A 22,510-nucleotide genomic window follows, 5' to 3' on the forward strand; every position below is an offset into this window, starting at 1 on the left:
CCTATGGCTGCGGCGTGCCGCGCACGTCGAATTCCACTTTCCAGCGCTCGGCGCCATCAGGGGAAACGGCCAGCAGTTCCAGGGTGCCCGCTTCCGTCACGCGCGCGTGCAGCTTGACCTGCACCACGTCGCCGGCCGACCGGCCTTCGGCGGACAAGGTCGCCTGGATTTCGCTCAGTTCCTGCAATTCGTCGGGACCCCAGAAATCGAGCAAGTCGCCGATCTGGTCGTTGCGGCGCGTGGACGAGGCGAAGAAGCGGAAGTGCACGGGTTCGCCCACCACCAGGCCGAATTGCTGGCCCGGCAATTCCAGTTCGCTGCCTTCTTCCATGCCGAACGGCGCCACGCACAGGGCCTGGATCGGCGGTTCCATGCCGGGGATGGCGGGCATGGCCGATTCGATGGCGACATAGAAGGAACTGGCCGTGCCGCCGCGGATGCGCACGCCATGGCCGCGCCGCACGTAGCTGTAGTAGGCGGCGCCGCGCGCCACGGCCAGGTCCAGATCGGCCCCGGCCAGCATGCGCGCCGGTTCCGCGCCTTCCATGTACAGCCAGTCGTTGACGGTGGCCATGATGCGCTGCACCAGCAGGTCGGACTTGAAGACGCCGCCGTTGAACAGCACGGCCGTCGGGTGCAGGAAGCTCGCGTCCTGCGACTGGCGGCCCGCGAAGCCTTCCAGCTCGGCGGTCGCCGCCACCTGCCGGCCCAGGAAGGCGGCCAGATGGCGCGTGATGGCCGCATCCTGCGCATACGGCAAGCCCAGTTGCGTCAGGCCGGCGCGCGTGCGCACGGCGGGGCGGCTCGACGCTTCCACTTGCGGGAAGAAGCCGTCGAGGATGAAGGTGGACACTTCCGCGCGCGTCAGTTCCGTGCGGATGGAGCCGCCGATCAGCTTTGAGCCGCGGCTGGGCACGACGATGGGCGCCGTGTCCAGGCCGCTGTCGGCCAGCAGGCTTTCCTTGGCGCTGCGGCAGCCATAAGTGAGCGCGCGCATCTGCCAGGCGTCCAGCTGGGTGCCGTTGGCGGCCAGCTTGCGGGCCACCAGGTGGGCCAGGGCCAGGTCCATATTGTCGCCGCCTAGCAGGATGTGTTCGCCCACGGCCACGCGGTGCGGTTCCAGCACGCCGTCGCGTTCCAGCACGGCGATCAGCGAAAAGTCGCTGGTGCCGCCGCCCACGTCGACGACCAGGATGATGTCGCCCGGCTTGACTTCCTTGCGCCAGCGCCCTTCGCTGGTCTGTATCCAGCTGTACAAGGCCGCCTGCGGCTCTTCCAGCAGGGTCAGCGAAGCGTAGCCGGCCGCCTGCGCCGCTTCCATCGTCAGCTCGCGCGCGGCCGGGTCGAACGAGGCGGGTATCGTGACGGTGATTTCCTGCTGCGCGAACGGCGCTTGCGGGTGGGCGTTGTCCCAGGCCTGGCGCAAATGCGTCAGGTAGCGCGTGGCGGCCGCGATGGGCGAAATGCGCGCGACTTCCGCCGGCGCATCGTTCGGCAGGATCGCCGCGCGGCGGTCCACGCCCGGGTGGCACAGCCAGCTTTTCGCGCTCGACACCAGGCGGATCGGCGTGGTGGCGCCGCGGCTGCGGGCCATTTCACCGACGACGAACGGCGCTTCGGCTTCCTCGGTGACCCAGGGCAGGGCCAGGTCGCCCGCCGCCACTTCATCGGCGTGCGGCAGGTAGACGAACGACGGCAGCAGCGACAATTCTTCGACGGTGCCCGGCGCCGACAACTGCGGCACTTTCAGCACGCCGTGGCTCGATTGCTCGCCGTCGCTCTCGACCAGGTTCACATACGACAGGGCGCTGTGGGTGGTGCCCAGGTCGATGCCGATGGCGTAGCGCGGGCTTGGGTTGGCTTGATCGTTCACAGTTCCACCTCGGCCGGTGCCAGGATGGCCGCGTCGTGCTGCTCGCTCAGTTTCGGCAGGCGCACGCTGGACGCGCGCCAGCCGCGGTGGCTGAGGGTACCCGTGAATGGCGCGGAACCGACGACGTTGCCCGTCAGGCGTACTTGCGCAGAATCAAAGCCTTCCTGCAGTACGATGCGGCTGCCTTCGGCTTCCTGGCGCACGGCCTCGATGGTGAAGTATTCGCGCATGACCTTGGCGCAGCCTTCATGCACGACGCGCGCGGCCGCGCCGATGTCGGCATCGGCATGGCTGCCCAGGTTTTCCTGGGTAAAGTCGATCAATCGCGCTTCGCGTTGCAGCAGGGCCAGCAATTGCAGGGCCGCACCGGGCGTCGCTTCCTTCAAAATGACGGGCGCGGCGGCCGGCGTCGGCACGGGGGCGGGCGCCGGAGCCGGGGCCACTGGCGCCACCGGCGCGGCTTCAGGCAAAGACAGCTTTTCCACGCGGGCCGCATAGGCGGCGTCCGACAGGGTGCTGAAGAAGGCGCCGAAAGCCAGCGGGACTCGGCGCCAGAACGATGGGTGGGACGATGAAGTGCTCATAGGGAACTCGTTTCTCTGATCTGTAGGGAGGCGTCGGCGGCGGAGGCCGCTTCGCAAGGTAGTGCCATGTGCGGGGCCAACAGGGCCGGCTGCGTTTGCCCGCATGATACCAGCTACCGGGCCGCCGCCAAAGTCGCCGCCCCCCTGGCAGGCAGGCCGAAGCGTGGATTTTCTTTGTTCTTGCGCAAGGAAACGTTCGATTTCGTGCCGCTTCGACTAGAATCGCGCATTATCTTTTTGCATGACCTCGATGCCATGTCTACCGACTTTTCCCTGTATTTAGCCAGCAGCACTTACATCGACAGCGACCATCTGGCCGTGCGCGCCAGGGCGGCCGCGCTGGCGGTGGGCGCGGTGGGCGACGCCGCGATCGCGGCCCGCTGCTTTGCCTTCGTGCGCGACGAGGTCGCCCACAGCTGGGACTACCAGCGCAATCCCGTCACCTGCCGCGCTTCCGACGTCTTGCAGCATGGCACGGGCTATTGTTATGCGAAGAGCCATCTGCTGGCCGCGCTGCTGCGCGCCAACGGCATTCCTGCCGGCCTGTGCTACCAGCGCCTGGCCGTGGGCGAGGCGGGGCCGCCGTTCTGCCTGCATGGCTTGAACGCCGTGTACCTGCAGGAGTTTGGCTGGTACCGCATCGATGCGCGCGGCAACAAGCCCGGCGTCGACGCGGCGTTTGTGCCGCCACGGGAACAGCTGGCCTTTCCCGTGCTGGCGTCCGAGGAGCGCGATTTGCCGGAAATCTGGCCGGCGCCGTTGCCGCAGGTGATCGTGTCCCTGACGGGCCATGCGACGGTGCAGGATGTGGCGGCGCATCTGCCCGATGTCGAGATGCTTCCGTTGAACAAGTAATTCATAGAAAGAAACCATGAAAAAAATCCATATTGGTCTGATTGGCCTGATGCTGCTGGCCGGTTGCGGCAGCAAGGGCGAGAGCGGCGGGCAATCGAGCGCCGCGCGCCTTGATGGCAAGGAAAAAGGCAGCGAGTTTCTTGCCTATGAACATAATGTCAGCGTCGATACGCGCGAAGCGCAAGTGCGTCCCCTGTATGAAAAAGTGGTCGCCGCCTGCAAGGCCGATACGGAAAACGGCTGTCTGCTGCTCGATTCCAGCGTCGACAGCGGCCGCTACGTGCATGCGCGCATCAGCATGCGCGCCAAGCCGGCCGGCATCAAGAAGCTGGTCGCGCTGGTCGCGGCCGAAGGCGACGTCACCAGCCAGGGCACCAAGGTGGAAGACCTGGGCCGTCCGGTGCTCGACAGCAAGAAACGCCTGGAAATGCTCAAGCAATACCAGGCGCAGCTGCAAGACCTGGAAAAGCGCTCGGGCACCAACGTCGATGCCCTCATCAAGGTGACCAAGGAGCTGGCCACCGTGCAAGTGGAGCTGGAGCAGGCGACGGCCGCCAACGCGCTGTTGATGCAGCGCATCGATACGGACTTGTTGAACGTGGCCATCAGCGCTGAAGGCAAGCAATCGTTCTGGCGCCCCGTCAAGCGCGCGCTGGGCAATTTCACGGAAAACCTGTCGGAAGGCGTGGCCAACGCCATCACGGCCATGGCGTACATCCTGCCGTGGCTGCTCGCGTTCGTGCTGCTGTTCCCGCTGGGCCGCAAGGGCTGGCGCCGTTTGAAAGGCGTGCCACGCAAGAGTTGATGCGGGTTACGCACCGTTTTACGGCAATTTGAAACCTGGCTGCACAGTCCTTGTGCAGCCAGGTTTTTTTTCGTGCGGCGAGCGCCGCTTGCACCATGGCGGACGCCTGCCGGTGCTGGCATGCATTCTGCTTTAACAACATAGCAGACCCAGCTCGACCCCCACGAACCTATCACAGGAGTCCCCATGACACGACGCATCATCCTGAAAGCGGCCGCCGCCGGCGCACTGGCCCTGGCCATGTCCACCACCATGCAGGCAGCCTTGGCCGCCGATACGATCAAGGTGGGCATTTTGCACTCCCTGTCGGGCACCATGGCCATTTCCGAAACGTCGCTCAAGGATGTGGCGCTGATGACGATTGCCGAAATCAATGCCAAGGGCGGCGTGCTGGGCAAGAAGCTGGAAGCCGTCGTCGTCGATCCCGCATCGAACTGGCCCTTGTTCGCGGAAAAAGCGCGCCAGCTGGTGGCGCAGGATAAGGTGGCTGTCGTGTTCGGCTGCTGGACGTCCGTGTCGCGCAAATCCGTGTTGCCCGTGTTCAAGGAACTCAACAGCCTGCTGTTTTACCCGGTGCAATACGAGGGCGAGGAGCTGGAAAAGAATGTGTTCTATACGGGCGCCGCGCCGAACCAGCAGGCGATTCCCGCCGTGGAATACCTGATGAGCAAGGATGGCGGCGGCGCCAAGCGCTTCGTGCTGCTGGGCACGGATTACGTGTATCCGCGCACCACCAACAAGATCCTGCGCGCCTTTCTGAAAAGCAAAGGTGTCAAGGACAGCGATATCAGCGAGGTCTACACGCCGTTCGGCCACGCCGACTATCAAACCATCGTCGCCAACATCAAGAAGTTTTCCACGGGCGGCAAGACGGCCGTCATTTCCACCATCAATGGCGATTCCAACGTGCCGTTCTACAAGGAACTGGGCAATGCGGGCTTGAAAGCCACGGACGTGCCCGTCGTCGCGTTTTCCGTGGGCGAGGAAGAGTTGCGCGGCATCGATACCAAGCCGCTGCTCGGTCACCTGGCGGCATGGAATTATTTTGAATCCGTCAAGAATCCCGTCAACACGGCCTTCATCAAGCAGTGGAAGGCGTATGCGGTGGCGCAAAAGCTGCCGAACGCGGGTTCGGTCGTGACGAACGACCCGATGGAAGCGACGTATGTCGGCATCCACATGTGGGCGCAAGCCGTGGAAAAGGCGAAATCGACGGAGACGGACAAGGTGATCGCCGCCATGGCGGGCCAGAGCGTCAAGGCGCCATCGGGATTTACCCTGACCATGGATGCCACGAATCACCATTTGCACAAGCCCGTGATGATCGGCGAAATCAAGGCTGATGGGCAATTCAATGTCGTGTGGAAAACCAAGGAAGCAATACGCGCCCAGCCGTGGAGCCCGTTTATCAAGGGCAATGAGGGCAAGCAAAAGCTGTAAAAGCCACGCCGGCGCCATCGGGCATGCGTCCGGTGGCGCCGACCATCAACGCTTTCCCGGGATATCAATGAGGCTATTCACATCGCTGCTGGTCTTCGCCTGCCTGTGCCTGTCGTCCATGGCGCAGGCCGCCATCCCTCCCGACCTGCTCAAGCCGCTGGCCGGCGACGACCCTGACGCCCGTGTCGCCGCCGTCGCGCAGATCGCCGCCCTTGCCACGCCCGAGGCCGCCCGTGTGCTGCAAGCCTTGCAGGATGACGCGTTGTACGCCACGCCCGACGGCAAGGTGTATATCGTCGACGGCGAGCAGGCGCTTGACCCGGCGCTCGGCAAGAGCGTGCCGCTGCCGGACGGCATCGATGGCGTGATGGTAAACAACCGCTTGCGCTCGGCCGTGGCAGGCGCCTTGTCGGGGCTGAAACTGCTGGCGCCGGAACGGGCCGAACGGCTGGCGGCCGCGCAAGCGTTGCAAAAGGCGGTTGATCCCGCGCAGCTTCCCTTGATCCGCGCGGCGCTGGCGCAGGAAAACGATGCTGAAATTACACAGATTTTGCAGGTGCTGATCGCCAGCGCCAACCTGCATGCGCCCGATGTCGCCACGCGCAAGGCCGCCGTGCAGGCGCTGGCCGGCAGCAGCGATGCGCGCCTGCTGCCCGTGCTGCAAGCCATGCTGGAGAAAGGGCCAGATGGCAAGGTCGGTGAGCCGGACGAGGCCGTGCAACTGGCCGCCATCGAGACCATGCGCCAGATCAAAGGACGAGTGGCGCGCATGGAGTTTGCCGGCAATGTGTTTTACGGCATTTCGCTGGGCAGCGTGCTGCTGCTGGCGGCTTTGGGGCTGGCCATCACGTTCGGCTTGATGGGCATCATCAACATGGCGCATGGCGAACTGCTGATGATAGGCGCTTACACGACGTATCTGTGCCAGCTGTTTTTCCGCCACTTCCTGCCCGGCGTGCAGGACTGGTATTTGCTGACCGCCTTGCCTGCCGCTTTTTTCGTCTCCGGCCTGGTGGGCGTAGTGTTGGAACGCACGGTGATCCGCTGGCTGTATGGCCGGCCGCTGGAAACCTTGCTGGCCACCTGGGGCATCAGCCTGATCCTCATGCAGGCGGTGCGCACGATCTTTGGCGCGCAAAACGTGGAAGTGGCCAATCCCGCCTGGATGTCGGGCGGCGTCACCGTGCTGGGCGGCCTCGTGCTGCCGTACAACCGCCTGGCCATCATCGTTTTTGCCATCGTTGTCGTGGTGGCCGTGTGGTTGATCTTGAACAAGACGCGGCTGGGACTGTTCGTGCGGGCCGTCACGCAAAACCGCCGCATGGCCGATTGCGTGGGCGTGGCCACGGGCAAGGTCGACATGCTGACCTTCGGCCTCGGCTCCGGCATCGCCGGGCTCGGCGGCGTGGCCCTGTCGCAGCTGGGCAATGTGGGGCCGGACCTGGGCCAAAGCTACATCGTCGATTCCTTCATGGTGGTGGTGCTCGGCGGCGTGGGCCAGCTGGCCGGCACCGTGATCGCCGCGCTGGGCCTGGGCGAAGTCAACAAATTCCTCGAACCGGTGGCGGGCGCCGTGCTGGCGAAGATCGCCATTTTGATATTCATCATCATTTTCATCCAGCGCCGGCCGCAGGGCCTGTTTGCCATGAAGGGACGCAGCGTCGAATGATTACCTCCCATCAAATCAAGCCTGGCTTGTTCACGCGGCCCGTGTGGCTGGCGATTGCCGCCTGTACATTACTGGCCGCGTTGTTGCCGATTTTTAACCTGGCGTTTGCCGAAGGGCATGCTTTGCACGTGTCCGCCTATACGGTGGCGCTGGTGGGCAAGTTCATGTGCTATGCGCTGGCCGCGCTGGCGCTGGACCTCGTCTGGGGCTACACGGGCATATTGTCCCTGGGCCACGGCGTATTCTTTGCCTTGGGCGCGTATGCGCACGGCATGTATCTGATGCGCGCCATCGGCGACCAGGGCCAGTACCACAGCAGCTTGCCCGACTTCATGGTCTTTCTCGACTGGAAAACCTACCCCTGGTACTGGGCGTTTACGGAACATTTCTGGTACTGCATGGCCCTCGTCGTACTGGTGCCGGGCGTACTGGCCTTTGTGTTCGGTTACTTCGCGTTTCGCTCGCGCATCAAGGGCGTGTATTTTTCCATCATCACGCAAGCGATGACATATGCCTTCATGCTCTTGTTCTTCCGCAATGACACTGGCTTTGGCGGCAACAACGGTTTCACGGATTTCAAGACCATTCTTGGTCACAGCATCACGGCGCCCGCCACGCGGGCCGTGCTGTTCCTGCTGACCCTGGCCTTCCTGCTGGCGGCCCTGGTGGGCGCGCGCGCCATCGTCCGCTCGAAGCTGGGACGGGTGCTGCAGGGCGTGCGCGACAGCGAGGCGCGCTTGATGTTCCTCGGCTACAACCCGCTGTGGTTCAAGCTGTTCGTGTGGACCTTGTCGGCCGTGCTGTGCGGCATCGCCGGCGCCCTGTACGTGCCGCAAGTGGGCATCATCAATCCGTCCGAGATGTCGCCGGCCAATTCCATCGAGATGGTCGTGTGGGTGGCGGTAGGCGGGCGCGGCACCTTGCTCGGCCCGATTTTGGGCGCCTTCACCGTCAACGGCTTGAAAAGCTGGTTCACGGCCGCCATGCCGGAACTGTGGCTGTTCGCGCTGGGCTTGCTGTTCATCGTCGTCACCCTGTTCATGCAGCAAGGCATGCTGGGCGTGTTGAGCAAGCTCAAACGTAAAAAAGCCGCCGTCGTGGCAGAGGAGGCCGCATGAGCATCCGCATGCTGCCCGGCATGGCCAGCGCCGAAGCGGGCCCCACGTATGCGCGCGTGAAGGGCGAGGGCGTCGACACGACGCATGGCGCCATTCTGTATCTGGAAGATATCAGCGTGTCCTTCGACGGCTTCAAGGCCATCAACAAGCTCAGTCTCGATATTTCCGTGGGCGAATTGCGCTGCATCATCGGGCCTAACGGCGCGGGCAAGACGACGATGATGGATGTGATCACGGGCAAGACGCGGCCCACGTCCGGCACGGCCTGGTTCGGGCAAACCATGAATCTGGCGACCATGACGGAAGCGCAGATCGCCCACGCGGGCATCGGCCGCAAGTTCCAGCGTCCCACCGTGTTCGAGCAGCACACGGTGTTCGACAACCTGGAACTGGCGATGAAGATGGACAAGCGCGTGGCGCCCACCCTGTTTGCGCGCCTCACGTCCGAGCAGGCAGGCAAGATCGAAGCGGTATTGCGTTTGATCCGCCTCAATGGCCACGAAGCGCGGCCGGCCGGTTTGCTGTCGCACGGGCAAAAGCAGTGGCTGGAAATCGGCATGCTCCTGATGCAGGAGCCGCAGCTGATACTGCTCGATGAACCGGTGGCCGGCATGTCGGATGCGGAAACGGCGCGCACGGCGGAATTGCTCAATGAATTACGGGGCAAACATTCGATCATGGTGGTCGAGCACGACATGGGTTTCGTGACGGAAATCGCCCGGCAAGGCATCGTCACCGTGCTGCACGAGGGTTCCGTGCTGGCGCAGGGCCGCATGGACGAGGTGCAAGCCGACGAGCGGGTCATCGAAGTCTATCTGGGAAGGTAATAGGGAGATCGCAGACCATGCTGGAAGTCGAACAATTGAATCAATACTATGGTTCCTCGCATACCTTGCGCGGCATCAACTTGTCGGCGCGCAAGGGCGAGTGCCTGGCCTTGCTGGGCAGGAATGGCGTGGGCAAGACGACCTTGCTGAAATGCCTGATGGGCGTGCTGCCCGTGGCGCAGGGCAAGGTGCTGTTTCACGGGCACGATATCACGAAGCTGGCGCCGCATGCGCGGGCCAAGCTGGGCATCGCCTACGTGCCGCAGGGGCGCGACATCTTTGCGCGCCTGACGGTCGAGGAAAACTTGCTGATGGGCATGGCGGTGAAGCGGGGCAGGCAAGCTGCGCGCATCGATCCCCACGTGTATGAACTGTTTCCGGTATTGAAAGAGATGCTGCAGCGGCGCGGCGGCGATTTGTCAGGCGGGCAACAGCAGCAACTGGCCATCGCCCGCGCCCTGCTGGCCGAGCCGCAGCTGATCATCTTCGACGAGCCGACGGAGGGCATCCAGCCGTCCGTCATCAAGGATATCGGCAGGGTCATTTCCTTGCTGAAACAGCGCGGCGACATGGCCATCGTGCTGTGCGAGCAATATTTCGATTTCGCCCGCGAACTGGCCGACGAATTTATCGTGCTGTCGCGCGGCAGTGTCGTGGCCAGCGGCAATGCAGAACAGATGGATGGCGAGGAGGTGAAGCGGCACCTTGCCGTGTGAGGTCAGATGAGCTGGAACCAGCCCAGCACGGCGCCGGCCGCCAGCAGCCACAATAAATGGATCTTCGTGCGCCAGATGATGAGGCCAGCCACGATGGACAGGGTCCACAGGGGCCAGTCGGTGCGCCATTGGTGGTTGGCGCCGCCCAAAATCATGCCCGTGGAAATCAAGAGGGCGACGACGATGGGCGCCATGCCTTGCTTGAAGGCGCGCACGGGGCGCAGGTCGCGGTTGCGGTAGCCCCACTGGGCTGCCACGTAGGTGAGGGTGGTGCTGGGCAACATGATGCCCACCATCGTGATGAACACGCCAAGCCAGGCGGCCGTGTAGCTGCCCGCGTTCATGCCCACGTTCCAGCCCATCAGGGCGACGAACAGCACGTTCGGGCCGGGTGCGGCCTGGGCGATGGCGATCGACTCGTTGAATTGCGCCTGCGTCAGCCAGCCATGCTGCTCGACGAGGAAACGGTGCATTTCGGACGTGGTGGAAATGGCGCCGCCGATCGACATCAGCGACAGCATCAGGTAATGGCCGAACAGGTTCAGCCAGTCGCCCGCGCTCAGCACCAGTTGCAGGGGCGGCGTCATGCGGACAGCTTTCGATACGTGAGCAGGCAGCCGATGCTGCCCAGGCCCAGCAGGATGTACAGCAGGGGCCAGCGGAAGATCGCCACCATCAGCACGCCCAGCACGGTGATGGACAAGGTCAGCCACAGGGGCAGCGGATGCCTGACCAGCGCGGTCGCCAGTTTCACGCCCGTGGCGGCGATCATGCCGGCCGAGACGGCCGCCATGCCGCGCAGGGCACCCGCCATCTGCGGATTGTCGCCGAAGCGCGTGTACAGCACGCCCAGCACGAGCACGATGACGAGGGGCACGGCCAGCATGCCGGCCAGCGCCGTCAGCGCGCCTTTCAAGCCGAAATAGCGCCCGCCCACCATCAGGGACAGGTTGACGACATTCGGCCCTGGCATGATTTGCGCCACGGCCCAGTCTTCCAGGAATTCCTCCTGCGTCAGCCAGCGCTTGCGCTCGACCATCTCGCGCTGGATCACGGCCAGCACGCCGCCAAAGCCTTGCAGGGCCAGCCAGGTGAACGAGAAGAACAGGTCGGCAAGCGAGGCGGGCTGGGGGCGGGGGAGGTCGGGCTGGGTGGTGGCGGGGGCAGGCATGGCTGATTATCGCCGTGGCTGCTCGCGCTTGTCCATCGCTTTCGGCTGCGGTTGTGCCTGGAAGAAAAAAACCGTGGCTCATGTTTCCCTGCCATTGACATCGAGAGTTTATCGGCAATACTTTTATCGGCACCATGATCGCTGTCCCTGTCCGCGCTGTCGCGGTTCGCACCGCTACGCCGTCTCCCCCCTCCGTCCCCTTCGCAGGAGTTGTCCATCATGCCTCAATCCACAGAAACGCTGCATATGCCCGTCAAAACCGTGGTGCCGCATGCCCGGGTCGACCAGAAGATGTGCGATATCGTCAATCTGGGCATCGCCGTGCAGGCGGCCTTCAGTACCTTGTGCGCACTGGAATACCTGAAGTCATACAATGTCGCCCCGGAACTGATCGAGCGCGTGCTGCTGCACCCGGAGCAGCGCCGGCAGACCGTGCATTGAGTATCCGCACGGCAACTGTGTTGCCGGCGGCCGCGATCCGCTGTTGTCGGATTGATCATTACGGCTCAGTTATGCACAAATGATGAGTTAACGAAATTGGCGAAATAATTTTCTTGTGATTATGTGTGAGTTTCTAAGTGATTGATTTTAATGGATTTTATTTTTGCTGTTTGATTGAGCAGTTTATTGAAAGCCGCACGGGCTGTGGCTTTGAAGGCTGTCAATAGGCGCTTATCCACAAAGATATCCACAGTCCGTGTGGATATCTGAAAAAGCGCTTAACAATCCGCCACTTAGGAAATTGACGCCGCTCAGCCCATGCAATCGGCGGGCAAGATGGGCCGGAATGGGGCATGCCGCAAGCCTGTATGCCTATCCAGTGCTCTTGTTTTTATGACTGAAAGTAGCGGCGCAGGGTCAGGGCGTGCCGCCGGCCGGCGCCGCTGGCGTATCGCCGCACTGGGCCAGGGCGGCGGCCAGTTCGGCGACCTGTTGCTGCGCTTCGCGCAAGGTGGCGTAGGTGCGCAGCGAGGCGATCACGGTGGTAAACAACTTGCGCGTGGTGAGGTCGGTCTTGCACCAGAAATCGTTGATGTCGTAGTCGATGATGATGCGGTGTTCCAGCGCCTGGCCGGGCTGGCCCGTGCGCAGGATGATGCGCACGGCGCTGTTGTGCAAGTCTTCGCGTACCTGGCGCGCCACTTGCAGGCCGGCATCCTGGGTTTCCATGATGACATCGAGCAGCACCACGGCGATATCTTGTGTGCCACGCAGCAAGGCCAGCGCCTCGGCGCCAGAATACGCGTGCAAAAAGCTCAGCCGGCGGCCCTGGAAGCTGGCCTGGCTGAGGGCGAACTTGGTCACCACATGCACGTCGACATCGTCATCGACGATCAGCACGCGCCAAGGCGCCGCGTTGGCGGGTTCCGCCGCCGCTTCTGCCCGTTCCAGCGGTTCGTCGACCAGCCAGTCGGGTTCGTCCGCCCCCTTGGCGGAATTATCGCTATCCATATTCATGCGTTTATCCACCGTTGATCGTCGTCGCTACTCCACACTATGCCAGTCTGCGGGGTTTGTCAAAACAATGCTGTTCAAGCAAGACGGCCTGGGCCAGGGATTGCCAATGCACCGCAAAATATATTTTCATGGTGACAGAGAAAGTTTGTTCTAGCGCAAACTCCTGATTGCAAGTCATTGATTTCATTGGGGTAAAAAATTGCCTGTGAAATCAGCAAATTGTTGAAACCCGCATCAATACTGGTGTTGCGGCTTGTCAAGAGGGGCTTATCAACAACTTTATCCACAGTTGCTGTGGATATCTAAAAAAGCCGTGCAAAAACCGGGGCTTAGCGCCCGTTCGTGCGGCTGGGGGCGAGCATTCATGCGGCGAGCCCGAGGCCGCCCAACTGGGCAAACGCCTGCAGGAAGCGCTGCTTGGCTTCGGCCGGACCCATGGCCTCGATTATACCGGGCAAGGGGGCGATGCCGTCAAGGTAAGCCCAGCGCTCGGCCGAGTGCGGCATCAGGTCGCGCTTTTCCGTGGCCAGCGCGATCAGGTCGGCCCGTTTGATGGGCGCGTAATCGGAAAAGTCTAGGCCATACGTGGCGGCGATGATGGCGCTGACCTTGTCTTCCAGCACGGCAAACTCCGGCAGCAGTACTTTCAGGGGCTTCACCATGTCACCCAGGTAGGCTTCGGCCGCATCGTGCAGCAGGGCGGCCAGGCGCAAGGGGGGCGGCACCAGCTCGGCGACGATCAGGCTGTGCTGGGCGACCGAGTAGAACACTTGCGTCTGTCCATTGAAGCGGCACTGGTAAGCGAGGCCGTGGGCGATGTCTTCGATGGCGACCTTGTCGATATGCGGGCGCAAGGGATAAAAACGGTTGCCTGAATAAGTGGATACGTAGTCGGTAGTAATCATTTCTGGATCAGCTCGCCTGCTTTGCACGGATGATCCATCCTACACCGGATGGCCGCCGCTTGCCTCCCGCCTGTCCTGCCCCCTCCCGACCGAGCCTATGCATCTTGGCAAATCCTTTAATTTATTTCATATCATTCATTGATATTTCTCAAATACACTGTGGAAATCTTGTTTGAATGAAACTTAAGGGGGGCAGGGCAATGACGGCGATACCTACGGCAAGACCTTCGTATATCTATCAGGGCGGTTCGGTGATGATGCACTCGCCGCTGCAATTGAAACAGTCGGAAATGTACGGCTATTTCGTCCGGGGCGACCTGGCGAAGCTGCAAGCGACCGTGAATACCACCCTGAACCAGGTGGCGGGCAGCAAGATGACACTGAAAGCCCTGTCGCCGTATGTGATGCTGACGTTTACGCGCGTCAACCATGCGGATTCCGCCAACCCCGTCGACCAGGCCAAGGGCTGGATCACGGAAGTCGATATCGTCACCTGGATCATGGTCGGCCAGATGGATGCCGCCGGCAAGCTCGCGCATATCTACTGGTATCCGTGCCATATCTTCGTCGATGACGCCATGGCCCTGATCAACGGGCGCGAACTGTTCGGTTATCCGAAGTATCTGTGCGACTACGAGATCCCCGCCGCCGGCAGCGAACCGCTGCGCTGCTCCGTGGCCGCCAAGGGTTTCCAGCATTTTTCGCCGGAAACAAAACTGGCCCTGCACCCTTTGCTGGAAGTCAACGCCACCGTGCAGACGGGGCAGCACAAGCCCATCAACAGTTTCCTGGAACTCATCGAGCAGGCGTTCCAGATTTTCCTGTCCATCCCCGATTTCTTTGACATGGATCAGGCCGGCTGGGCCGATGTTTTGTCGCTGCTGCGCAACCCGCGCATCGACCAGATTTTCCTCAAGCAATTCCCCGACAGCGCGGGCGTGAAAGCCGTGTACCAGGCCCTGGTGGCTGCGCCGGCCGAGATCAACCGCCTGCACAGCGCGCGCCTGCTCGGCTACGAATACGAATGCACGCTGCACGCCTTCGACAGCTTCCCGCTGGATCAGACCTTGGGCCTGAAACTGGGACCGCAGGCGGCGATCTTGCCGTTCCAGGTGAATTTCGATTTCACGGCCATGCCGGGCGAGGAACTGGTCGACAATTCCCGCATCGCGCCGGAAAAGATCGCCATCCTCGGCGGCGGCGTGGCGGCCATGACCACCGCGTACTATCTGACGAACCAGCCGGGTTGGCAAAACCGGCACGCCATCACCGTGTACCAGCTGGGCTGGCGCCTGGGCGGCAAGGGCGCCAGCGGACGCAATGCGCAAGCGGGCCAGCGCATCGAGGAGCACGGCCTGCACATCTGGTTCGGCTTTTACGCGAACGCCTTCAGGATGATCAAGGAAGCGTATGCGAGCCTGGACCGTCCTCCCGGCGCGCCGCTGGCCACCTGGCGCGACGCTTTCAAGCAGCACGATTACGTGGCCCTGTCGGAAGACGTCAAGGGCAAGTGGCGCAACTGGTCCATCGTCTTTCCCACCTTGCCGGGCGAGCCGGGCGAGGGCGGCGAAGACATCACCCTGTGGCAGATGGCCGTCGCCATGGTGGGCTGGATCGAGCAATGGATACGCCAGATCCGGCAAGTGGCGGACGCCGATGCGCGCATCGTGCGCGCCAGCGCATCGCAAGGCGAGGGCGTGTGGCCGGGCTGGCTGCGCCGCCTGGCCGATGAAGTGGTGGGGCAGGCCGATGAACTGGGACTGGACGTGGGCTTGTCCGTGGGCGCGCTGGCGGCGCTGGTGGCCGACCTGGCGCCGGACTCCACGCGCCACGACCAGGCCCGCCATCAGCTGCTGGCCAGCACCCTGAACGGCATCCGCGCCTGGCTGCGCCTGCGCTACCGCGCGCTGATCGATGGCGACGACGAATTGCGCCGCCTGTTCATTTGCCTGGACCTGGGCATCACGGTCATGAAGGGCATGTTCCAGGATGGCGTGTTCAAGAACGGCTTCGACGTCATCAACGATATCGACTTGCGCGACTGGCTGCGCAAGCATGGCGGCGACGAGCAGTTCAGCGTCAACTCGGCGCCCGTGCGCGGCTTCTATGACCTGGTGTTCGCCTACGAGGGCGGCGATTTCGCGAAACCGAACATCGAGGCGGGGACGCTGTTGCGGGCGATGGCGCGCATCGGCCTGGCCTACAAGGGCGGCATCATGTTCAAGATGCAGGCCGGCATGGGCGACACGATCTTCACGCCGCTGTACCAAGTGTTGAAAAAAAGGGGCGTGGAATTCAAATTCTTCCAGCGCGTGGAGGAGCTGGTGCCGGGCGCGGGCGACATCGACAGCATCCGCATCACCGAGCAGGTGCAATTGAAGGACCCCGCCGCCGGCTATGCGCCGCTGGTCGACGTGAAAGGCCTGGCGTGCTGGCCCAGCGCGCCCGATTACGCGCAGATCGAAGCGGCGCAGGCGGCGCTGCTGCAGGCGCAGGACGTCAACCTGGAATCGTACTGGAGCGACTGGCCGCAGCAGTACCAGCAAGCGTTCGGCCGCGCGCTGCCCGCCACGGTATTGAAGAAGGGCGTCGATTTCGACAAGGTGGTGTTCGGCATTTCCATCGGCTCGCTGCCCGCCTTGTGCCCGCAACTGCTGGCGCAAAGCCCGGCCCTGCAACTGGCGGCCGACAAGGTGAAAACCGTGGCTACGCAAGCCTATCAGGTGTGGCTCAACAAGGATTTGCGCCAGATGGGCTGGACCACGCAACCGAAGGGCCAGCAGCCCGTGCTGTCGGCCTTCACGGAGCCGTACGACACGTGGGCGCCGATGGATCAATTGTTGGCGCGCGAGGATTGGCCGGCGGGACTGGCGCCGAAAAACGTCTCCTACTTTTGCAGCGCCTTCCCCGTCGACAGCTATCCGCCCGTCACCGACACGGATTTCCCGGCCCGCTGCGCGGCCAGGGCGAAGCAGGGCGCGCTGCACCAGCTGGAGCACGAGATCGGCGCGCTGTGGCCCGAGGCGGGCGGGCCGGGCGCGTTTCCATGGCAATGGCTGGTCGACGCGAAGGCGGCCACGGGCGCGGCCCGTTTCGACAGCCAGTACTGGCGCGCCAATGTCGATCCGTCCGAGCGCTATGTGATGTCGGTCGTGAACAGCACGCAGTACCGGCTGGCCACCGACCAGTCGGGGTTCAGCAACCTGTTCCTCACGGGCGACTGGATCAAGACGGGCATCAACGCGGGCTGCGTGGAGGCGGCCGTCATGGCCGGCATGCAGACGTCGCGCGCCATGACGGGGTATCCGGCCGTGATCCAGGGGGAGACGGATTTTTAGTGATTTCGCTATGATGGCGTTTCATTGTTCCCTGCGCGAGCGAATCATGCAACGCCTGATGCTGTTGTTTCTGATCTGTATCAACCTGCACGCGGTCGCCGCGCCGCCCGGCGCGATCATGCTGTGGCCCGGCGCGCCGCCTGGTGGCGCGGCGCCCGGTCCGCAGCGCGACAGCGCCAAGGGTTCCATCACGCAGGTCGAACAAGCGTATCTGATCGCGCACCGCCCGGCGCAGCCGAACGGTATCGCCATGCTCCTGGTCAGCGGCGGCGGCTATGCGCATATCGAGGCGGGCAAGGAGAGCGGCCCCACCGCCCGCTGGCTGCAGGCGCAGGGCGTCACGGCGTTTGAACTCGTGTACCGCCTGCCGCAGGAGAGGGGAGGCGTCAGCGCGCCGTTCCAGGATGGCCAGCGCGCCATGCGCGTGATCCGTGCGCGCGCGGCGGAATGGGGCATCGACCCGGCGCGCATCGGCATGCTGGGATTTTCCGCCGGCGCGCACCTGGCCGGCATGACGGCCGTGCAGCCCGACGCGGCCCGCTACGCGCCCGTCGATGCGGTCGATGCCGTCTCCGCGCGCCCCGACTTTGCCGTGCTGCTGTATCCCGTGCTGACCATGCAGGCGCCATTCGACACGACGCACGCGAAAAAGCAGTTGCTGGGACGTCACCCCGCGCAGGCGGCGCGCGACGCGCTGTCGGTGGAATTGCACGTCGATGCGCGCACGCCGCCCGTGTTCATTGCGCAGGCGCTCGATGACCCGATTGCGCCGCCCGAGAACAGCCGGCTGATGGCGGCCGCCCTGCGCCGCGCGGGCGTGCCCGTCGAACTGCATTGGTTCCAGCGCGGCGGCCATGGCTGGGGCCTGGGCAAGCCGGGCAGCGAGCCGGCCGCCTGGCCGCGGCTGTTGCTGGCGTGGCTGCAAGCGCATGGCTGGATGGCTCAGCCAGCGGGCTGAGTTTCCAGGTCGCGCCGCGCCACGCTCAGCGCCTCCTGCAACTGCGGCAGGAACTGTTCCACGTTATCGAGCTGGCCGTTCGAGGCCAGGGTTTCCATCTGGTGGCACAGGCCGTGCAGGGTGGGGCGGCTCAGGTAGCCGGCGCTGCCCTTCAGGGCGTGGAAGGCGGCGGCGGCCGCGCTGGCGTTGCCATCGCGCACGGCGTGGCAAGCCAGGTCCAGGCGCCGCGGCGCTTCCGTCAGGAACGCTTGCGCGATGCGCTGCAAATGCTGCGGCGACAGGCCGGCCAGCGGCAAAATATGCACGGGCGCCGTCATGGGATCGGCCGGCGCGGGAGGTGCGTCGTCGGCGTCGTCCAGGCCGAACTGGCGCGCCAGGCTGTCGTCCCCGGTGGGCGCCGCTGGCGGCAGCGCGTGGCCGCGCGCCAGCAGCAGGTCGATGAGGGCGTCGATTTTCTCGAACAGCAGCGCTTCGTCGACGGGTTTGCTGAGGAAGTCGTCCATGCCGGCGGCCAGATAGCGTTGCCGGTCATGTTCGCTGGCGTTGGCCGTCAGCGCGAGGATGGGAATGTGTGCGTCGGGAATGGGGAATTCGGCGTTGCCGCCGTCGCGGATCAGGCGCGCGGCCTGTTCGCCATCCATCAGCGGCATGCGGCCATCCATCAGCACGCAATCGTAGGTGCCCGCACCCAGCGCGCGCAGCGCCTGCTCGCCGTTTTCCACGATGGTCACGGCATGCCCCATGCTTTCGAGCAGGGTGCCGATGATGATCTGGTTGGTGCGCACATCTTCCGCGCACAGGATGCGCAGGCGGCAGGCGTGACGCGCGTGGCGTGCCGGCCGGCGCGCGTCGGCCGCCGGCGCGCTGCCCGGCGTCAGCGGCAAGGTGAAATGGAAGCGCGAGCCGATGCCGACGCGGCTTTCCACGCCGATCGTGCCGTTCATCAGTTCGACCAGCTCCTTGCAGATGGCCAGGCCCAGGCCCGTGCCGCCGTAGCGCCGCGTGGTGGAATGGTCGGCCTGCTCGAATTTCTGGAACAAACGGGGCAAGGTGTCCGCGTCGATGCCGGGGCCCGTGTCGCTGATGATGAATTCGATCTCGCTGCGGCCGTCGCGGCGCGGCGGGGTGCGGGCGCGCCGCACTTCCAGCAGCACTTCGCCATTCGCCGTGAATTTCAGCGCATTGCCCAGCAGGTTGATGAGGATTTGCCGCAGGCGCGTGGGATCGGCGCGCACGTAGCGCGGCAAGTCCAGCGCCAGTTCGCGGCGCAGCAGCAGGCTCTTGGCGTCGGCCTGGCCCTGCACGATGCCGGCCGCGTCGCCGATCAGCGCCAGCAGGTCGAAGTCCACGGTTTCCAGGGTCAGCTTGCCGGCGTCGATCTTCGAGAAATCGAGGATGTCATTGAGAATGGTCAACAGCGACACGCCATTGTGCAAGCCGATGCGCAGGTATTCCTGCGTGCGGCCTTTGACGGACTGGTCGCGCAGGGCGAATTTCAGCATGCCGATCACGCCGGCCAGCGGCGTGCGGATGTCGTGGCTCATGGCGGACAGAAAATCGATGCGGTGGCGGCTGACCACTTCCGCGTGCTCCTTGGCTTTCAGCAGGGCGTCGTTGCTGAGGGTGAGCGCCAGGGTGCGCTCCTGCACGCGCTGTTCCAGGTTGTTGCGCAGCAGGCGGATCTGGTCGGCCAGGGCAAAGGCCAGCAGCAAGCCGTCGAACGTGCCGCCGAGCAGGGTCACCAGCTGGGCGTTGGCCACCATGGCGGGCATCAGGCCCAGGTTGGCCGGCAGGATCAGGAAGCCGGGCAGCATCAGGGCGACGAAGGCCAGCACGAAGAAGCGCGCCGGCTGGTAGCCGCGGCACCAGACGACGATGCCGCAGACGAGCGCCAGCAGCATCCAGATGCTGATGACGATGGTGGCCAGCGTGTGTGCATACGACAGGGCGAAGAAGCAGCTGGGCAGCAGCAGCAGGGGCAGCACCAGGTTGACCTTGCTGATGCGGTGCAGCAGGGGCGAGTAGTCGCGCAGGCGCAGGAAATGCGTGTAGAACAGGGTGCTGAAGACGGGCAGCAGGAAAAACGGCACGTAATGCAGCTGCAGCAGGCGCCAGTCGAACAGGTCGGCAAAGACGTGGAAGGTCATGGCCCAGGCCAGGCCATAGGTCAGCACGTACAGCGCGTAATAGGCCGAGGCTTTTTCCAGGGTGATGGAAAAGATGAAGAAATTGAACAGGCCCAGCGCCAGCAGGGCGCCGATCGACGCCACCATCAGGAAGTTTTCCTTGCCCACCAGCTTGCGGTAATCCTGCTGCGTCTGCACGCCGAACAGCGGCGCGCGCGCGTAATAGGGGCTGGAAAAGCGGATCAGGATGTCATACGTGGCGCCGGGCGCCAGTTGCACGTTCCTGCCGTAGTGCAACAAATATTCGTGCGGACGCTGGTAGCCCGTCAGCAAGGTCTGCGGCGCCGTCTGCGGCCCGGGGCCATACACGTACACGTCGACCAGGTCGATCAGGGTGTCGTTCGGGTCGATGACCCAGGACGTTTCGCCGCTGTCGTTGCGCACCTGCGCGTGCAGCCAGTAGGCGCCGCCGAACAGGTCGACCTGGCTGGCCGGGCGCTGTTGCGCCAGCCAGGCGGGCAGGGCGGCCGCATCGGCGGGTGCGGCGTCATTTCCGGCGAGAAACAGTTGCCCACCGTTGCCCAGGTGCTGGATGCCTTGCTTGCTCAGGGGCAAGGGCGCCGCCTGCGCCCCACCCGCCAGGCCCAGCAGGCCGATCAGCAGGCCGACCAGGAGCGGCCAGCCGCATAGCCAGGCGCAGACGCGGGAGCTGGAAGCGCGGTGGCGGGAAAGGGGCGGGTGGGCTGGCATCGATGGGTTTGGTGATGGTCGCGCGGGAAGCGGCGGCAACGCCGTTTGCTGTGGAGTGCCCATTTTAATCGACTCTTGCTGGCATACGGACAATTTCATGTCCTGTCGGCATGACGCCCGCTCCGGTATCATGGCGCCTTTGCCCGCGAGATATTCATGCTCAGTCCCGACCAGTTCCTGGCCTTCCTGGCCGCCGCCGTCCTCATTACCGCCAGTCCCGGCCCCGACAATCTGATGGTGCTGGGCGTGGGCATGTCGCGCGGGCGCCGCCAGGGCATGGCGTTCGGCCTGGGCTGCGCCCTTGGCTGCCTCACGCACACCGTGCTGGCGACCATCGGCGTATCGGCCCTGCTGGCCGCCTCGCCCACGGCCTTTACCGCGCTGAAAGTGGCCGGCGGGCTATACCTGGTGTGGCTGGGCATCGGCGCCTTGCGCAGCCGCGGCGGCGCCAAAGTCGATGGCGCGGCGGCCTTGCCGGACGAATCGCTGCTGCGCCTGTTCGGCAAGGGATTGTTTGCCAACAGTATCAATCCGAAAGTCGTGCTGTTTTTCCTGTCGTTCCTGCCGCAGTTCATCGTCGCGGGCCAGGGCAATGCCAGCTGGCAAACGGCGCAGCTGGGCCTCGTCTTCACGGCACAGGCTTGTGTGCTGTTCGGCCTGCTCGGCTATTTTTCCGGCGCCGCGGGACACTGGCTGAACCGCCGCCCGCGCGCCGGCCTGTGGCTCGACCGCGTGGCCGGCACCATCTTCATCGGCCTGGGCTTGCGCCTGATCCTGGCGCGCTGAGTTCTTGCCTGGCGGTAATGCGAAACGCCAGTTCCATCTGATCCTGCACGGCCATGGCGCCGCCCAGGACGGCGAAGGGCACGATGCCGAAGTCGCTCTGTTTCAAGAGCAGGCTGCCGCTGGCCTGCAGCTGGCGGCCATCGGCCGTTTCCTCAATCCGCACCGGCAGTTGCAGCGTGCGCGTCACGCCATGCAGGGTGATGTCCGCCTCGAGCACTTCCTTGTCGCCCGTGCGGCGCGCCTCGATGTTCACCCACGGATAGCGTTCCGCCTCGAGCACGCGCACCAGCATGTTGTGGCGCGTGCCGGCGATGGCGTCGGCCGACGGCGTCGTCGTCAAGCCGGCCGCCTGGCGCAGGCCGGCTTCATCCACACTCATCTCGTCGAGCCGGAAACGGAACTGCGCGCGTCCCGGCGCGGGCGCCACCACGCCCTGCAGGCTGCGGCTGGCCACCACGTGGTCATGCCCGAGCCGCGCCAGCGCGCCGCCGCGGCGCACGGTGATGGTCAGCAGGGATTCCTGCGGGGCGATGTGCAGGATGCGCACGCCCGGCTGTTGCCAGGGCGGCGCCTGCATGGCCGGCGCCGCTGCCGGCGCGGCCGGGAGCGAGGCGGCGGGCGGCGGGGCGAACGGGCTGCAGGCCGCGAGCAAGGCGCAGGCGCAGGCCAGCAGCAGGCGGCGGTGGGCAAGTGGCATCAATGAGGACTCCTGGCAAAGGGATGGCGCAGGGCGCGATGGGGCGATAGTAAGCGATCCGGGCACCGGTGCGATAGCCGCGACGCATGCGCTCCCGTTTTGCAAGACCAATTCCTCCAGCCGCATGCCAGCTCTTGCAGGGAAATGGACGTGAATGCAATGGAATTGGTATTAACAGCAGGCGCCAGAAAATGAATGTGCGGCGGTAAAAAATCGAATGGCGGAATTGCCGCGCATGCCGGGAAAAGGCATATTCGAATTAATGCTGTTAATTAGCATTAATAGTTTCTTTTGAAAAACAAACTACGCGTTTGATAGTTTCGCATGATTATGTAAATGATAATTTAAATATAATGCCGAGCTAATCAGTATGCGGTAAAAATAGAATGTCGGCGTGTCTACACGATGAATTCGATGAATGTGTTGTGAAATAT

Annotated in this window: 19 protein-coding genes; 11 read left to right on the forward strand and 8 right to left on the reverse strand. The window is 64.0% G+C overall.

The genetic code is table 11. The features are described from left to right. Position 1 precedes the first annotated feature (1 nt). Positions 2-1,873 (reverse strand): Hsp70 family protein, encoded by a 1,872-nt coding sequence (locus OX460_RS00810; RefSeq protein WP_289897298.1) that lies wholly within the window; start codon positions 1,871-1,873, stop codon positions 2-4. After that, complete coding sequence (locus OX460_RS00815; protein ID WP_289897299.1) at positions 1,870-2,457, reverse strand: DUF2760 domain-containing protein; 588 nt, start codon at positions 2,455-2,457, stop codon at positions 1,870-1,872. Before OX460_RS00815 ends, OX460_RS00810 begins: the two co-directional genes overlap by 4 nt. A gap of 255 nt (positions 2,458-2,712) precedes the next feature. Here OX460_RS00815 and OX460_RS00820 point away from each other — a divergent pair, with 255 nt between their 5' ends. The 7 genes from OX460_RS00820 to urtE all read left to right on the forward strand — a co-directional run bounded on the left by OX460_RS00820 (position 2,713) and on the right by urtE (position 9,887). Further along, a complete protein-coding gene (locus OX460_RS00820; RefSeq protein ID WP_289897300.1) occupies positions 2,713-3,312 on the forward strand; it encodes a transglutaminase family protein in 600 nt (199 codons plus the stop codon). Between the two features lie 16 nt (positions 3,313-3,328). Then, the gene (locus OX460_RS00825) at positions 3,329-4,117 is read left to right on the forward strand and encodes a DUF4349 domain-containing protein (protein WP_289897301.1); all 789 of its coding nucleotides are present in this window, start codon (positions 3,329-3,331) and stop codon (positions 4,115-4,117) included. A gap of 186 nt (positions 4,118-4,303) precedes the next feature. Next, complete coding sequence (gene urtA / locus OX460_RS00830) at positions 4,304-5,557, forward strand: urea ABC transporter substrate-binding protein (protein ID WP_289897302.1); 1,254 nt, start codon at positions 4,304-4,306, stop codon at positions 5,555-5,557. Positions 5,558-5,624: 67 nt separating this feature from the next. Further along, positions 5,625-7,226 carry an urea ABC transporter permease subunit UrtB gene (urtB, locus tag OX460_RS00835; RefSeq protein ID WP_289897303.1) on the forward strand — a complete coding sequence of 534 codons (1,602 nt, stop codon included), beginning with the start codon at positions 5,625-5,627 and terminating at the stop codon, positions 7,224-7,226. After that, positions 7,223-8,344 carry an urea ABC transporter permease subunit UrtC gene (urtC, locus tag OX460_RS00840; RefSeq protein WP_180278740.1) on the forward strand — a complete coding sequence of 374 codons (1,122 nt, stop codon included), beginning with the start codon at positions 7,223-7,225 and terminating at the stop codon, positions 8,342-8,344. Before urtB ends, urtC begins: the two co-directional genes overlap by 4 nt. After that, the gene (urtD, locus tag OX460_RS00845) at positions 8,341-9,171 is read left to right on the forward strand and encodes an urea ABC transporter ATP-binding protein UrtD (RefSeq protein WP_251348099.1); all 831 of its coding nucleotides are present in this window, start codon (positions 8,341-8,343) and stop codon (positions 9,169-9,171) included. Before urtC ends, urtD begins: the two co-directional genes overlap by 4 nt. Before the next feature lie 17 nt (positions 9,172-9,188). Continuing rightward, on the forward strand, positions 9,189-9,887 hold the full coding sequence (gene urtE / locus OX460_RS00850; protein ID WP_289897304.1) for an urea ABC transporter ATP-binding subunit UrtE: 699 nt from the start codon (positions 9,189-9,191) through the stop codon (positions 9,885-9,887). Between the two features lie 2 nt (positions 9,888-9,889). Here the strand turns inward: urtE and OX460_RS00855 are convergent, their stop codons facing one another. Together OX460_RS00855 and OX460_RS00860 are read right to left on the reverse strand one after the other, a co-directional pair. Continuing rightward, a complete protein-coding gene (locus OX460_RS00855) occupies positions 9,890-10,474 on the reverse strand; it encodes a chromate transporter (protein ID WP_251348101.1) in 585 nt (194 codons plus the stop codon). Then, positions 10,471-11,058, reverse strand: coding sequence for a chromate transporter (locus OX460_RS00860; RefSeq protein WP_289897305.1), 588 nt, complete (start codon positions 11,056-11,058; stop codon positions 10,471-10,473). The genes OX460_RS00855 and OX460_RS00860 overlap by 4 nt, the downstream gene beginning before the upstream one ends. Before the next feature lie 219 nt (positions 11,059-11,277). Here OX460_RS00860 and OX460_RS00865 point away from each other — a divergent pair, with 219 nt between their 5' ends. Beyond that, positions 11,278-11,499 (forward strand): hypothetical protein, encoded by a 222-nt coding sequence (locus OX460_RS00865; RefSeq protein WP_099667305.1) that lies wholly within the window; start codon positions 11,278-11,280, stop codon positions 11,497-11,499. 417 nt (positions 11,500-11,916) lie between these two features. Here the strand turns inward: OX460_RS00865 and OX460_RS00870 are convergent, their stop codons facing one another. After that, positions 11,917-12,516, reverse strand: a complete 600-nt coding sequence (locus OX460_RS00870; RefSeq protein ID WP_251348103.1) for a response regulator — start codon at positions 12,514-12,516, stop codon at positions 11,917-11,919. A 362-nt stretch (positions 12,517-12,878) separates the two neighbouring features. After that, positions 12,879-13,421, reverse strand: coding sequence for a phosphohydrolase (locus tag OX460_RS00875; protein WP_289897306.1), 543 nt, complete (start codon positions 13,419-13,421; stop codon positions 12,879-12,881). Positions 13,422-13,621: 200 nt separating this feature from the next. On the opposite strand from OX460_RS00875, the gene OX460_RS00880 reads away from it, so the two are divergent. After that, positions 13,622-16,759 carry an NAD(P)-binding protein gene (locus tag OX460_RS00880; protein ID WP_289897307.1) on the forward strand — a complete coding sequence of 1,046 codons (3,138 nt, stop codon included), beginning with the start codon at positions 13,622-13,624 and terminating at the stop codon, positions 16,757-16,759. A gap of 46 nt (positions 16,760-16,805) precedes the next feature. Further along, positions 16,806-17,717, forward strand: coding sequence for an alpha/beta hydrolase (locus OX460_RS00885; protein WP_289897308.1), 912 nt, complete (start codon positions 16,806-16,808; stop codon positions 17,715-17,717). Here OX460_RS00885 and OX460_RS00890 read toward each other — a convergent pair. Then, complete coding sequence (locus OX460_RS00890; RefSeq protein ID WP_289897309.1) at positions 17,702-20,593, reverse strand: hybrid sensor histidine kinase/response regulator; 2,892 nt, start codon at positions 20,591-20,593, stop codon at positions 17,702-17,704. The two genes, OX460_RS00885 and OX460_RS00890, sit on opposite strands and share 16 nt — an antisense overlap. A 156-nt stretch (positions 20,594-20,749) precedes the next feature. Here OX460_RS00890 and OX460_RS00895 point away from each other — a divergent pair, with 156 nt between their 5' ends. Next, positions 20,750-21,379, forward strand: coding sequence for a LysE family translocator (locus OX460_RS00895; RefSeq protein WP_289897310.1), 630 nt, complete (start codon positions 20,750-20,752; stop codon positions 21,377-21,379). Here OX460_RS00895 and OX460_RS00900 read toward each other — a convergent pair. Further along, positions 21,342-22,076, reverse strand: coding sequence for a YceI family protein (locus OX460_RS00900; protein ID WP_289897311.1), 735 nt, complete (start codon positions 22,074-22,076; stop codon positions 21,342-21,344). The genes OX460_RS00895 and OX460_RS00900 overlap by 38 nt on opposite strands. Positions 22,077-22,510: the final 434 nt, after the last annotated feature.

The organism is Janthinobacterium sp. SUN033, from assembly GCF_030397595.1.
GTDB classification, from domain to species: Bacteria; Pseudomonadota; Gammaproteobacteria; order Burkholderiales; family Burkholderiaceae_D; genus Janthinobacterium; species Janthinobacterium kumbetense.